This is a genomic window from Eikenella sp. (genome assembly GCF_057315495.1).
Genome location: NZ_DBHKXY010000038.1, coordinates 37849 through 51821, shown reverse-complemented (window position 1 = coordinate 51821; position 13973 = coordinate 37849). Strand labels below are relative to the sequence as shown.

Below are 13973 nucleotides of genomic sequence, written 5' to 3'. Positions count from 1 at the left end.
TTGCTGTTATTTTTGACGGATGCTGTCGGCAATGCGTTCGGCGCAGCGTTGCGCAAGTTTGGTGTCGCGTGCTTCCACCATCACACGCACCACGGGCTCGGTGCCGGAGGCGCGCAATACCACGCGGCCGTGTCCGGCCAATTCGGCTTCCACGGCCTGCAGCTCGGCAGCGGAGGCAGTTTGCCAATCCTGCCCTTTGCTGATGCGCACGTTAATCATGGTTTGCGGGAAGGGCAGCCAATCTACGGCGGCGGCCAAATCCTGATCCAGCGTTTGCAGCGCAGCCAGCACTTGCAGGGCGGCAATGGTGCCGTCGCCGGTGTTGTGTTTGTCGAGGCAGAGGATATGGCCGCTGGCTTCGCCGCCCAGCTGCCAGTCGTGTTGGTGCAGCTGTTCCAACACATAGCGGTCGCCCACTTTGGCGCGGCAGAATTCGATTTTGAGCTGCGCCAAGGCCAGCTCCATCGCCATGTTAGTCATCACCGTGCCGACTACGCCGCCAACCAGCGAACCGGCTTTATGGCGGGCGCGGGCAATCACGTAAATCAGCGAATCGCCGTCGTACACTTTGCCTTGTTTGTCCACCATCATCAGGCGGTCGCCGTCGCCATCGAGCGCAATGCCGTAGTCGGCCTCGTTTTGCAGCACGGCGGCTTGCAGGGTTTTGGTGTAGGTGGCGCCGCATTTGTGGTTGATATTGAAACCGTTGGGCTGGTTGCCGATTTCGATCACGTCTGCGCCCAGCTCGTGGAACACTTTGGGCGCCACGTGATAACCGGCGCCGTTGGCAGTGTCCACCACCAGCTTCAGCCCGCGTAAGTCCATATTGGCGGGGAAGGTGGATTTGCAAAATTCGATGTAGCGGTCGTCTGCGCCGCTCACGCGTTTGGCACGGCCGAGGTGGTCGGAGGAAACGGTGTGCATTTCCTGCTCCAGCTGTTGTTCGATTTCCTGCTCGATTTCATCGGAAAGCTTCATGCCGTCTTCGGTGAAGAATTTAATGCCGTTGTCGGCATAGTGGTTGTGGGAGGCGGAAATCATCACGCCGGCAGAGAGGCGCAGCGCGCGGGTAAGATAGGCCACGCCCGGGGTGGGCAGCGGGCCGGTTTGGATAACATTCACGCCGGCAGCGGTGAAACCGGCCACTAGCGCGGTTTCCAGCATATAGCCGGAGATGCGGGTATCTTTGCCGATGAGCACGGTGGGCTTGATTTCGTCGTCGTGCTTGGTCAGCACTTGGCCGGCGGCATAGGCCAGCTTCAATACGAAATCGGGCGTAATCGGAAATTTGCCCACTTCGCCGCGCACGCCATCGGTGCCGAAATATTTTTTTGCCATCGTGAAATCCTTTGTAGTAGCCGCTTGCAGGCCTAATGAGCGAATTGTAAAGCAGCACTCCTTCTTATGCCAGCATTGCGGCGGTTAAATCGGGCAAACCTACAGCGGAAAAGGCATTTGAGTGGTGGCAATCAGTAGGCGGCAAAGCATTCGGCAATGAAGGTTATACCCAGCCCAAAGGCTACCTGAAAAATTAGAGCGGTGCAGAAACTCGCACTACATTTTGATTAGTTGAAGTTTTGCTTTCAGGTAGCCTTTGCCTGAATGGTGCATGTGTTACAGCGAAGCAGGCTAAGGTGGGATTATTGCCCGTTTAGAACGGCTATATATAGATTATGCCAGCGATGGCCGCTATAATCAGACCTTTCAAACCGTTCAAGCACAGAAGGAAAAACCATGGCAGACTTCAATAAAATTCTCGACGCCGGCGATGTAGACGGCGGCATCATCAACGTGGTAGTGGAAATTCCGCAAGGCTCCAACCAGAAAATCGAATGGGACCGCAAAATCGGCGCGATGAAACTCGACCGCATCGAGCCGCAGATTTTCGCCAAACCGACCAACTACGGCTTCATCCCGCAAACCCTCGATGAAGACGGCGACGAACTCGACGCCCTGATTATTACCGATCTACCGCTGCCAACCGGCATCTACATGGAAGCTAGAGTGATTGGTGTGATGAAATTTGTAGACGACGGCGAAGTGGACGACAAAGTAGTGGTGGTGCCTGCCGACGACCGCCACAACGGCAATGCCATCAAGACGTTGGCCGATTTGCCGCCTCAGCTGATCAAGCAAATCGAATTCCACTTCAATCACTATAAAGACCTGAAAAAACCCGGCAGCACCAAAGTTGGCCACTGGGGCGACATTGAAGAAGCCAAAGCCGTTATCCGCGAATCACAAGCTCGTTGGAAAGCACAATAACCTTGTGCTAGCGGTTAGCTAAAAAGGCTACCTGAAAAGTAGAAACCCGTTGTTCTGGATAAGAGAACAGCGGGTTTCTACTTTTCAGGTAGCCTGATTGGGGCTAGAGTCCGGCCGGTGTCGGCTTAAGGTTTGTTGTGTTCTTCCACTTTGTGCTCAAACCGGCCGTGGCGCAGGAAGTGAGCGGTTTGCCGGGCGACGGTGGGGTCGGTGAGCATGGCGGAGTGGTTGACGGGTAGGACGAGGTAGTCGCGGCAGTTGGCGGGGCGGGTTTCGGAGAGGAGGACAGTACCGTCGCCTTCGCCTTGCAAGCCGACGATTTGGCCGACACCTAACTGATGGTTGCCGGCGATGCAGCCGAGTTCGAGCTGGGGCGGCCAGGGCGGGAGATTGCCGTCTAGGCCGTTTTGGTAGGCGCCGCCGATAAGTGCGGGGGCGTAGCGGTGCAGCCGGTTGGCGGTTTCGCTGCCGAGATGCGGGGTGGCGAGGGTAACGCTGCGGCCGCGCACCAGTTCGGGGTAGTCGTCGGCGAAACGGCGCAACACGAGGCCGCCGAGGCTGTGGCAGATGAAGTGCAGCGGTTCTTGGTGCTGTTGGTAGTGGCGGCGGACGGCTTCTGCGAGGCGGCGGCTGTGTTGGGGCAGGGTTTGGGCGATGCTGTAGTAGCCGAAGCAGCGGCTGTGGATATTATGGCGGCGCAGTTGCCAGGCAAGCGGGAGCATCACCCAGGCATACATATGGATGCCGTGCAGCAGGAGGGCGCGCAGCGGGGTTTGTGGCTGGCTCATGGTGTTAGCGGCTGCCGTCGGCAAGCAGCCATTGCTGGGCTTCGGCTGCATCGTTGAAGTGTTTGGGATGCTGGCGGGTGAGCAGGCTGGAAATGTGGGCGGAGAGGCGTATCCAGAGGTCGTTGGTGACGATGGCGATGCGGCCGAAGTCGTTGTCGTGGTTGTTCAGGAAACGCAGTTGTTCGGCGGCCATGTCGATGGTGTAGTCACGCAACAGGGATAGGTCGAGGAGGATGTCGGGGCGGTGCACGCGTTGGAGGCACTCGAGGATGGCGGCTTCGAGGGTTTTGAAGTCTTCAAGGGTGAATTCGTTGTAGAGGGCAACGTTGAGGCCGTAGTTTTGCTGGCGGATGGAAATCATGGCAGAACTCCTGTTGAGATGGGTTTCCCGCGAGGGGTGGGAGTGATACCGGCACGTTGTGGGTGCTTACTGATTATAGTGAAATTACCGGCAAACTGCTATGGCATGAGTTTGTATAGTGAATTAACAAAAACCAATACGGCGTTGCCTCGCCTTGCCGTAACGTGTGTACTGTCTGCGGCTCGCCGCCTTGTCCTGATTTTTGTTAATTCACTATATTGCCGCAATGAATGCGCTGTATGCGGGCGGCAAAAAGGCTACCTGAAAGTTTACTTGGTTTGCTTTCAGGTAGCCTTTTTATGGCAAGCCAACTTAATTTTCGCTACAGCGTTGGTTCGCCTTGCCGTACTTCTGTACTGTCTGCGGCTCACCACCTTGTATCGAAAAGTCAATTTGGCTTGCTATAGATTAAGCCGATGGTTATTTGATATCGCTGCGGCTGGACAATACTTGGTCGATGAGGCCGTAGGCTTGGGCTTCTTCGGCCGACATGAAGTTGTCGCGGTCGGTGTCGCGTTCGAGTTCGTCCAGCGTGCGGCCGCAATGTTCGGCCAAGAGCTGGTTGAGTTTGGCTTTCAGTTTGAGCAGCTCTTTGGCATGGATTTCGATGTCGGAAGCCTGGCCGCCCAAGCCGCCGCTAATTAGGGGCTGGTGAATCATCACACGGCTGTTGGGCAGGGCGAAACGTTTGCCTTTGGCACCGGCAGACAGCAGGAACGCGCCCATGCTGGCGGCTTGGCCGAGGCACAGGGTGGACACATCGGGCTTGATGAAGTTCATGGTGTCGTAGATCGACATGCCGGCAGAAACCGAGCCGCCAGGGCTGTTGATGTAGAGGAAAATATCTTTATCGGGATTTTCGCTTTCCAAAAACAGCAGCTGTGCCACCACCAGGTTGGCAGTTTGGTCGTTTACCGGACCAACAAGGAAGATAATCCGCTCTTTGAGCAGGCGGGAGTAAATATCGAAGGCGCGCTCGCCGCGGCCGCTTTGCTCGATAACGGTGGGCACCAGATAGTTGTTTTCGATTGTGGGATTCATGGGTTTCCTCGCGTTTATAAGGGATCATTGGGCAAAAAGCACCTCGGCGGATACGGCCTTGGTGCTTTGTTTGCAACGAGTTTCAGGTAGCCTGAATTATTGCTGGCCCATCACTTCGTCGAAGCTCAGTTTTTTCTCGTTTACCTTGGCCTGACCCAGCACGTAATCCACCACATTGGCTTCTACGGCCATAGAAATCGGGCCTTCCAGGCGGCTGCGGTCGGCGAAGTACCAATCCATCACTTCTTGCGGATCTTCGTAGCTTTCGGAGAAGGTTTGTACCACGGCTTTAACTTGGTCGTCGGTCGGCTGCAGATTGTGCTTGCCTACCATGTCTGCCAAAATCAGGCCCAGTGCCACGCGGCGTTCGGCTTGTTCAGTAAACAGGCTGTCGGACAAATCTACATCTTCCGGCTTCATGCCTTGGTTCACCAGGTTTTGGCGGGCGTTTGCAACCATACGGGCAGTTTCTTCGCGCACCAGGGTTTTCGGCAGCTCGATGGGGGTAACGTCCAGCAGGGCTTTCATCACGTTGTCTTTAGTTTGTGCTTCCACGCGGCGGGTTACTTCGCGTTCGATGTTTTTCTTCACTTCTTCGCGCATTTTGGCTACGTCGCCGTCTTGAATGCCCAAGGCTTTGGCGAATTGTTCGTCCACTTCCGGCAGCACGGCTTCGGCCACGTTGCGCAGGGTGATGGCGAATACGGCGGTTTTGCCGGCCACTTCTTTGCCGTGGTAGTCGGCAGGGAAGCTTACGCTCACGTCTTTGGTTTCGCCTTCTTTCATGCCTTGGATGCCGGCTTCAAATTCGGGCAGCATCTGGCCTTGGCCGAGAATGAAGGGGTAGTTTTGTGCGGAGCCGCCTTCGAAGGGGATGCCGTCGATGGTGCCGGCAAAATCGATGATTACGCGGTCGCCGTCTTTGGCTTCGCGCTCCACGCGGTTGAAGCGGGTACGCTGGCGGCGCAGGATGTCGATGGTTTTTTCCACTTCCGCTTCGCCCACTTCGCACACCACTTTTTCGATTTCCTGGTCGGCCAGGCTGCCCACGGTGATTTCGGGGAATACTTCGAAACGGGCGTTTACTTTGAATACTTTTTCGTCGTCTTGCGCTTCAACGGCATCGAAAGCGAGCAGGCCGGCGAGGCGGATGTCTTCGGAATCCACGATTTCGCCGAATTTGTGACGTAGGCTGTCGTTTAAAACTTCATCGCGGATGCTCGCGCCATACATGGATTCAATCATGCGCAGCGGGGCTTTGCCGGGGCGGAAGCCGTCCACACGGGCACGTTTTTGAGTGGCTTGCAGGCGTTTTTGTACGGCTGCTTCGATGTCTGCCCAAGGCAGTTCCAGTTGCAGGCTGCGTTCGAGACCTTCCAGTTTTTCAATAGTTACGCTCATTCGTAAGACCTTGTTTTGGTGTTAATCAAGCCGATAGGCGGATGCCTGCTCGGAAAAGTTTGCACTTGGCCGGCATGTTTTTCCGCACCGGCCGTAAACGAAAGGCGCAAGTGTATCATAACTTGATGGCGCAGGCAGTATTTGGCTGAGGAATTTATGTGGGGAAACGGGTTTCAGGTAGCCTTTTTAGCACGGGTGTGAGGCTGGTGGAAAATGGGAGGATGCTAAAGGATAGGCTACCTGAAAACTGGGTTTGAGTTTTAGGTAGCCTTTGTTTGAGCCAGTTTGGTTTGAGGCTTTGCCGCTAACATGAAGGAGTTGCTTTGTTTTCAGGCAGCCTCACAGGGGGCGTGGCAGGCTACCTGAAAGTTAAGCAGCAATTTTTGCTTTTCAGCCAGCCTGTTTGGTATTCCATCAACTTGCCGAACTTTCCTTGCTTTCCGCGCGCAGCATGGCGGCAGCGTCGTCGAATTCGCGGATGAAGTTGCCTTTGCCGAGCAGGGTAACGATGCCGCTGCGCTCCAGGCTGGCGCGTACTTGCTCATTGGCGCCGGTAACGATAACGCGGATACTGCGTTTTTGCAGGCCACTGATAACGCGTTCTAGGGTGAGGATGCCGGTGATGTCGATATAGGGCACCCAGCGCATCCGCAGCACCACGGCGCGCGGCTGGGTGTTGATATCGGCCAGCGTGGTTTCGAATTTTTCCATTGCGCCGAAGAAGAAGGGGCCGTTCACGATAAACATCAGCACGTTATCCGGCAAGGCGGCGGCATCGCGGCTGTGTTCTTCCTTGCGCACTTCCACCGCTTTGGCCATTTGGCCGATAAAGTGCAGGGTGGACAAAATCACGCCGATGTTCACCGCCACCACCAAATCCACCAAAATGGTGAGGAAAAAGGTGATGAGAAACAAAATATAGGCAGCGCGCGGAGCACGACGCAGGATGTGCAGGCAGCGTTTGGGCTCGCTCATGTTCCAGGCTACCTGAAACAGGATGGCAGCCAGTGCGGCCAAAGGAATATCGGCAGCCAGCGGCGCGGCCACGAGCAGGATTAGCGCCAGTGTGAGGGCGTGAACGATACCGGCCAGCGGGCTGTTGCCGCCCTGGCGGATGTTGGTGGCAGTGCGGGCGATGGCACCGGTGGCGGCGAACCCGCCGAAAAACGGTGTGATGATATTGGCCAGTCCTTGGCCAACTAGCTCCTGATTGGCGCTGTGGTGCGTGCCGGCCATGCCGTCGGCCACCACGGCGGAGAGCAGCGATTCAATTGCGCCGAGCATGGCGATAGTGAAGGCAGGCAGAATTAGTTTGGCAGTTTCGGCTGTTGCAAAATTGGGCAGGGAAAAATGTGGCAGGGCGCGCGGAATAGCGCCGTAAGCCGAACCGACGGTGGCCACGCCTTCAAAATGGAACAGGCTTTGCAGCATGGTGGCACACAGCAGCACCCACATCGGCGAAGGTAGTCGGCGCAGCAGCGGCACTTTGGGGATCAACAGCAACAACGCAAGTGAAAACAGCCCCAGCGCGGTGGTGGCTGGGTGAAGATGAGGCAGGCTTTGCAGTAGCGACCATAATTGCTGGTGGAAATGTTCGCCGCCTGCTTTGGGCAGGCCGAAAAATGCTGCCCATTGCCCCACAAAAATCACCACGCCGATGCCGGCAGTAAAGCCCATAATCACTGGCATGGAAATGAAGCGGATCATGCCGCCGAAGCGGAATAAGCCCATAAGCAACAGCATGATGCCGGCGAGGACGGTGGCAATTTGCAGGCCGTCGAAGCCGAATTTGGCGGTGATGCCGGAGAGAATGGCGATAAATGCGCCGGTGGGGCCGGCAATCTGCACGCGCGAGCCGCCGGCCACGGCCACAATCACGCTGGCCACGATGGCGGTATAAATCCCCTGTTCAGGTTTCACGCCGGTGGCGATGGCAAAGGCCATGGAAAGCGGCAGCGCCACCACACCCACGATAATGCCGGCCACAATATTATTCGCCCAATGGGCACGGCCAAGCAAACCGGCGCGGCGGGCTTCTATCCAAGCAATCATGTTTGATTCCGCGTGCTTCTGTAAAAATATGTGAATTGTACGCTTGTGAGATGGGAATGACAAAGGCTAGCTGATTATCAGGTAGCCTTTGTTTGTAGTAATCCGGTTTGAATGGTGTGGAGATGATGCTGCGTTATTAAAAATAGATTGGGTGTTTGCATAGGCAGCCCATTAATTTGAGTGGATAGGCCGATGCGGTCAGGCTACCTGAAACTTTCGCTGAGTGAAGCCAGCATTTTCAGGTAGCCTTTATTTTGCTATGGCAGCCTAGGCGTTCAGCTAGCCTGCCCGCCCTGCCGCAGGGCAGCGATGCGTTCGCGGGCGTTGGGGTGGCTGTCGTACCAGCGGGCATACCAGCGATCGTTCACCAGGCTGGCGGCATTGCTGCGGTAGAGCTTGAGCAGCGCGGAAATCAGGTCTTCGGCGTGGGTGTGTGTGGCGGCGAAGCGGTCGGCTTCGAATTCGTTGCGGCGTGAGGAAAAGCTGCCCAACGGGGCAAAGGGGAAGGAGAGCACGGGCAGCACCAGCATCATTAACAGCAGCGCCATAGCATGGCTGGGGTAGGCCACGCCCAAGCCGTGATACACGGCGGCAAAGTGGATAATTTGCCCGAGCGCAAACAGCACCAAGAGTGCGAGCAGGAAGCGCACGGCGATTTGCTTCACGATATGGCGGTGTTTGAAATGGCCCAGTTCGTGTGCCAATACAGCTTCCACCTCCTGCGGCTGCATATCTTTGAGCAGGGTATCGAAAAACACGATGCGTTTGTTTTGGCCGAGGCCGGTGAAATAGGCATTGGCGTGGCCGCTCCGCTTGCTGCCGTCCATCACGAAAATGCCGTTGCTGGCAAAGCCGGTGCGCGTGAGCAGATTGGTGATGCGCTGTTGCAAGTCTTCATCGGCCAGCGGTTCGAAGCGGTTGAACAGCGGGGCAATCCATTTGGGAAACGCCCACAGCATCAGCAGCGAGAAACCGAGCCACAACAGCCACACCCACAGCCACCACGCATTTCCGGCTGCGCCCATCAGATAAATCACCGCATACAGCAGCGGAATGCCGATGGCCGCGCCCAGCAGCAGGCCTTTGATTTGGTCGGCAAAGAAAGTACCTAAAGTCATGTTGTTGAAGCCGAATGCCGCTTCCAGCCGGAAGCTTCGGTAGAGCGCAAAGGGCAGGGAGAACAGGCTGCTGGCCAATGAAAAAAGCACCACCAACAGCACGCCTTGGTTTAACGGCGAGTCGGCAAGGCAGTTGGCTGTCTCTGCCAGCAGGTTCAGCCCGCCGCCAAGGGTAAACATAAGCAGCAGCAAGGTTTCATACAGAATATGCCAACGCGAAAACCGCTGTTTAGCCAGCGCGTAGTCGGCGGCTTTTTGGTGTTCTTCCAGCGAAACCACGTCTTTAAAATCGCGCGGCACGCGGCCTCGGTGTAGCAGCACGGCGCGGCTCTGGCGCAAAGAGAGCAGCAGTTGCAGCAGGGTGGAAAAGGCGGTGAAACCGAGAAAGAGGTAAAACACGGTGGCGGACATGGGCTGCTCCGAGTGGAAAACGGGCGGCAGTATAGTGCGATTTCTGGCGCAGGGCTATGGTGCCAGTTGGCAGATATGGAATATGTGGTCGGCTAGTGTTTATTTGAAATAATGATTTGTTTGGCTAATTCAGATTTGAATGTGCCAGGTATCGGGAAGATTTATGCGGTAAACGCAGGCAAAAAAAGCGGCGCATATTGAATATGCGCCAAATCTACAAAGGAGAAATAGAGGAGAAACTTGTTAAGCAGTCATCCCTGACCACTCAACAGAACAAATTATAGGGCCGCCTTAGTAGGGAAGGCAAGGCTAATACTATGATTTAACCTGCTTTTTCCTGATTGTAAGCAAGTGTGAATGTAAAATGCTAGCGGCATGAAACTAAAACGAAAATTAAATATACTGATTTACTCAGGATTCAGACTAGGTACGGATTTGAAAGGGAGTGTCGGTATTTTATGGTGGTTTATGCGCTAAATCATTCATTAAATTTTCAGGTAGCCTGTTTGGATAAAAAGGCTACCTGAAAACCAGCGTGCGGTTTAGAAACCATCCCAATCGTTTAGCAGCACGCCCAGGCCGATGCTGTTGTGTTTGTGGTTGTAGTCGAGCAGGCTTTCGCCGTAGCCGTGGAAGGTCTGTACATAGCCTTTGAGCCGGCCGGCGATGGGGAAGGTGTAGTTTAGCTGCAGCCCGACTTTGCCGCTGGCGGGATTGTAGCGGGCAAGGGCGCCGAGGCTTTGGCGGTCGTTGAAGCGGTAATACATTTGCAAATCGCCGTAGCCCATGTAGCGGTTGATGTCGGAGTTGTCGTCGTCGCTGCTTTTTTCGGGGATGCGCCACCACAGGCGCGGCACCACGGTGAGTTTGCCCCATTCCATGCCGGCCATGGCATAGATGCGGTTCCAGGAGCGGGAGAGTGGGTCGCTTTGGCCGTTGGATTGGTGTGTGGCGCCGATGCCGAGCATCCGCAGGCTGCCGCCGCCGGGCAGGTCGGCTTTCACCGGCTGGGTGAGGAAGATTTCGGGCTCGTAGTCGGTGTTGCGGAAGGGGGAAGACATGGAGCCTTTATATACCTGCCAGTGGGAAACTTGGGTGTAGCCGAACCAGAGGTCGGCATTGGTGCCGAACAGGTCTTGTAGCAGCTTGGTTTTGAAGGAAACCTGCATTTTGGTTTCTACATGGTTTTGACGTTGCTGCTCGGGGATGGCGGAAGTGTGCTCGGGGGAGGAGGGGGTGCGGTTGGGTGAGCTGTTGTACCAGCCGGGCAGGAGGTAGATCGGGCGGTGGGCACGCACGCTGAGGATGCCGGATTCGTGGTTGACGTCTAAATCGTAGGCGAGGCTGAGCGGGCTGAAGGCTTGCGGCTGGGTGGGGGCGGCAGGGGCTTCGGTGAGTACCACTTTGGGCGTGCTCTCGGCCCGGCTTTGCTCGATGCTTTGTTGGATATCGATGGTGGCCTTGGTTTCGTCGGGCTCGGGCAGCGGTTGGGTGGGCGGCAGCTGTGCACCCATGCTGCGGTCGTAGCAGGCGAGGCGGGCGGCGGGGTCGCTGATTTGGGTGCAGGCCAGGGCGCCGGCGGGGGCTTGGGTTTGGGCGGCGCTGTGGGCGGAAACCAACAGGGCGGCGGCGATGAGGGGGAGGCGGGATATTTGCATGATGGTCGGGGTGGGAAACGTAAGCTTTAAGGCTACCTGAAAAATAGCGCGGCTTTCAGGTAGCCTTCTTGTTGCCGATTAAAGGCTACCTGAAAACCTGCGTCAGATTTCGCCCATGCGATAAAACAAATCGGCCAGGGCGGCCAGGCGCAGGGTGTCACAGCCCCAGCGTTCGGATTGGATGCGGCGCATCCACAAAATGGGGCGCACGCTGCGGAGCAAGGTGCGGATTATAGCGGGATTTTGCCTTTGCAGGCAGGCTTCGCAATGTTCGGCTGCCTGGTCGAGCAGCCCGCCGCGCAGGAGGATGTCGGCGGTGGATTGCAGGTAGCACAGCCAGTCGCGGCCTTGGCACTGCTGCAGGCTGAGCACGGTGGCGGGGTTGTCTTCGAAGTCGATAAAGCCGATGCCGCCGGTTTCGGTCAGCACCATATTGCGGGCGAAGGCTTGGCTGAGGAATTGGTTTTGCCGGTGTACGGCTTCGATGGCATGCAGGCCTTGCAGCCAGCCTTCAAGGCTGCCGGCTTCGGTTTGCTTTTCGATGGCGATGAGCAGGGTTTGCTCGCCCACATGGCTCATCAATAGGGCATTGTCCTGCACGGCCAATAGTTTGGGCGCGGTAATACCGGCTTCGGCCAGCTCGCGCAGGCGGCCGGCCTCAATGGCGATGCCGGCTTCGCCACCGGGGTTGGGCACCGGGGTGAGCACGCCCAAGCGGCACACTTTGGCCAGGCCGTTGAGCAGGCTGTAACGCCAGGCGGCTTGGCGCGGGGCGGCTTTACGCAACCATACGGTTTCGCCGTTGTCTAAACGGTGGCGGGCAATGGTTTCGGTTTGGGCGGCCGCGAGGGCGGCCAGCTGGGCGGCGTAGTTCATGGCTGTGCGGAGAAAGGAAAGCGGCATTATATAGCGAAATATAGCGAAACGGTTTTGGCGCGCTGTTTTCAGGTAGTCTCTTTCGGAAAGCGACTATAATACCCGTTTGATATTGATTCATCCGATTGCCCGCCATGCCCAAACACATCGTTTCCAGCGAAACGCCGCTGTTTTCAGGTAGCCTGCCGCCGCAGAATGCATTGCGGCGCAGCCTGTCGGCGCGGCTGCTCACGGCGATTTTGCTGTGGGCGGTCGGCTTGCTGCTGTTTGTGTCGATGACGGTGGTGGCCACTTGGCGGCTGGAAGAACGGGCGGGCGCCATCCGCCAGGCCGGACGGCTGAACGACCAACTCCACCACCTCACCCTAGCTGCTGTTCAGCATCCCGGCGTGCGGTTGACCACACGGCAGGTGGAAGATACGCTCAAGGGGCTAGCCAGCCGCCAGCATGCCGTGTGCTGCAGCTGGTGGGATGAGCCGGCCTCACTCCAGCTCGAACAGGTGCGCCGCGACACCGAAGCCATGCTGCAAACCGCTGCGAAACCGGACACCGCCGCGCTGTTGGAACAGGCCGAACGCCTGCACACCGGCATCGACACTTATGCCCGGCTGCTGGAAGAGCAAAACACCCGCAGCATCGGCTGGCTGCGCGGCGGGCGCATCGGGCTGATGCTGCTGATTCTGCTTTCCGCCGCCGTCAGCTTCCGCCTGTTGCGGCAAGTGGTGTTGCGCCCGCTCGGCACGCTGTATCAAGCCATGAACCAAATCACCCACGGCCGCTTGGGCACGCGAATCGCCGGCCCGAATTCCGGCGACGAATTCGAAGCCGTGGCCGACGGTTTCAACCGCATGGCCGACAACCTGCAAGAAATGTATGCCCACCTGGAAGACAAAGTAGCCGAGAAAACCGCTGCCCTCTCGCGCCAGAAAAGCGAGTGGGAAATGCTGTATTACGTTACTTCCTACCTGCACAAGCAAAGCTTCAGCAGCGAAGTGGAGCAAGCCTTTCTGGAGCGGATGCTGCGCCTTTCCCACAGCGGGGGCGGCGGCATTTTCTGGCAGGCGGAAAAAGGCTTTGCCGCCGCCTGCGCCCTCGGCCTGCCGGAGGATTTGGCCGAACGCCTGCCGCACACCCACACTGCCGAGCAGGAAGGAGAAGCCGGCAATATGGTGTGGATGCAGGGCGAAGAGGGCGCTTTGGTGGCGCTGGTGCCCATTTATGCCCTGGGCGGTTTCCAAGGCTGGCTGGCTCTGTCTAAGCCAACCGTGCCGCTGCTTTCCGCGCAAAACACCGGCCTGATGCGCTTATTGTGCACCCAGCTGGGTATTGCCCGCGAAAACGCCGCCATGACCCTGCTCAAACAGCAAAACGCCGTGCTGGAAGAGCGCAGCCGCATTGCCCGCAGCCTGCACGACAGCCTGGCGCAGTCGCTGTCGTTCATCAATATGCGCTTTCAGATGCTCAGCAAAAACAAACTGCTGCCGGATGACAAATCTGTGCGCGACAATATCGAGATGATTCGCGACGGCATCCAATATTGCTACGAAGACGTGCGCGAACTGCTCGACCATTTCCGCGCCAAACCGCAATATGGCAACTTCGCCGAAACCGTGCGCAGCGTAATCGAGCGCAGCCGCAAGCAAGCCGGCATCCCCGTGGTGCTGCATATTAGCGGCGGCGACTGCCCGCTCAACAGCGAGCAGCAAACACAGGCGCTGTTTATTTTGCAGGAAGCCCTGTCCAACATCCGCAAACACGCCGCCGCGCAGCAGGCTGAAGTGCTGCTGGAAAACGGCGAGGGCTTCACCATGACTGTGCGCGACGACGGGCAGGGCTTCGACCCGGAAAACCACGCCGAAGCCGAGCCCGGCCAGCATATCGGCCTGAGCGTGATGCACGAGCGCGCGGAAAAAATCGGCGCGGAAATCAGCATCCGCTCCCAGCCCGGCAGCGGCACCGAAGTGCGCCTGCATATTCCCGGCGATTTCAGCTAACCATCCAC

General features: G+C 57.3%; 11 protein-coding genes. 2 read left to right on the top strand and 9 right to left on the bottom strand.

All coding sequences use genetic code 11. The features are described 5' to 3' along the window. Window positions 1-6 precede the first annotated feature (6 nt). Window positions 7-1338 (bottom strand): phosphoglucosamine mutase, encoded by a 1332-nt coding sequence (gene glmM / locus ACO6EE_RS06895; RefSeq protein ID WP_485960176.1) that lies wholly within the window; start codon window positions 1336-1338, stop codon window positions 7-9. 396 nt (window positions 1339-1734) lie between these two features. Here glmM and ACO6EE_RS06890 point away from each other — a divergent pair, with 396 nt between their 5' ends. Then, a complete protein-coding gene (locus tag ACO6EE_RS06890; RefSeq protein ID WP_003824323.1) occupies window positions 1735-2265 on the top strand; it encodes an inorganic diphosphatase in 531 nt (176 codons plus the stop codon). A 125-nt stretch (window positions 2266-2390) separates the two neighbouring features. Here the strand turns inward: ACO6EE_RS06890 and ACO6EE_RS06885 are convergent, their stop codons facing one another. The 8 genes from ACO6EE_RS06885 to ACO6EE_RS06850 form a co-directional block, all read right to left on the bottom strand. Further along, window positions 2391-3053: an esterase/lipase family protein gene (locus ACO6EE_RS06885; protein ID WP_485960175.1), complete on the bottom strand. Its 663-nt coding sequence runs from the start codon at window positions 3051-3053 to the stop codon at window positions 2391-2393. Between the two features lie 4 nt (window positions 3054-3057). Further along, a complete protein-coding gene (locus ACO6EE_RS06880) occupies window positions 3058-3414 on the bottom strand; it encodes a SpoIIAA family protein (RefSeq protein WP_485960173.1) in 357 nt (118 codons plus the stop codon). 420 nt (window positions 3415-3834) lie between these two features. Continuing rightward, window positions 3835-4455: an ATP-dependent Clp endopeptidase proteolytic subunit ClpP gene (clpP, locus tag ACO6EE_RS06875; RefSeq protein ID WP_064084091.1), complete on the bottom strand. Its 621-nt coding sequence runs from the start codon at window positions 4453-4455 to the stop codon at window positions 3835-3837. A gap of 96 nt (window positions 4456-4551) precedes the next feature. Further along, complete coding sequence (gene tig, locus ACO6EE_RS06870) at window positions 4552-5856, bottom strand: trigger factor (RefSeq protein WP_485960171.1); 1305 nt, start codon at window positions 5854-5856, stop codon at window positions 4552-4554. A 414-nt stretch (window positions 5857-6270) separates the two neighbouring features. Further along, complete coding sequence (locus tag ACO6EE_RS06865) at window positions 6271-7908, bottom strand: SulP family inorganic anion transporter (RefSeq protein WP_485960169.1); 1638 nt, start codon at window positions 7906-7908, stop codon at window positions 6271-6273. 275 nt (window positions 7909-8183) lie between these two features. Next, entirely contained in the window at window positions 8184-9437 is a 1254-nt protein-coding gene (locus tag ACO6EE_RS06860) for a M48 family metallopeptidase (RefSeq protein ID WP_485960168.1), read from the bottom strand. 542 nt (window positions 9438-9979) lie between these two features. Next, complete coding sequence (locus tag ACO6EE_RS06855) at window positions 9980-11095, bottom strand: phospholipase A (protein ID WP_485960167.1); 1116 nt, start codon at window positions 11093-11095, stop codon at window positions 9980-9982. Between the two features lie 102 nt (window positions 11096-11197). Further along, window positions 11198-11971: a BUD32 family EKC/KEOPS complex subunit gene (locus ACO6EE_RS06850; RefSeq protein WP_485960166.1), complete on the bottom strand. Its 774-nt coding sequence runs from the start codon at window positions 11969-11971 to the stop codon at window positions 11198-11200. 134 nt (window positions 11972-12105) lie between these two features. Between ACO6EE_RS06850 and ACO6EE_RS06845 the strand changes: the two genes are divergently transcribed. Beyond that, a complete protein-coding gene (locus ACO6EE_RS06845) occupies window positions 12106-13965 on the top strand; it encodes an ATP-binding protein (protein ID WP_485960165.1) in 1860 nt (619 codons plus the stop codon). Window positions 13966-13973 lie beyond the last annotated feature (8 nt).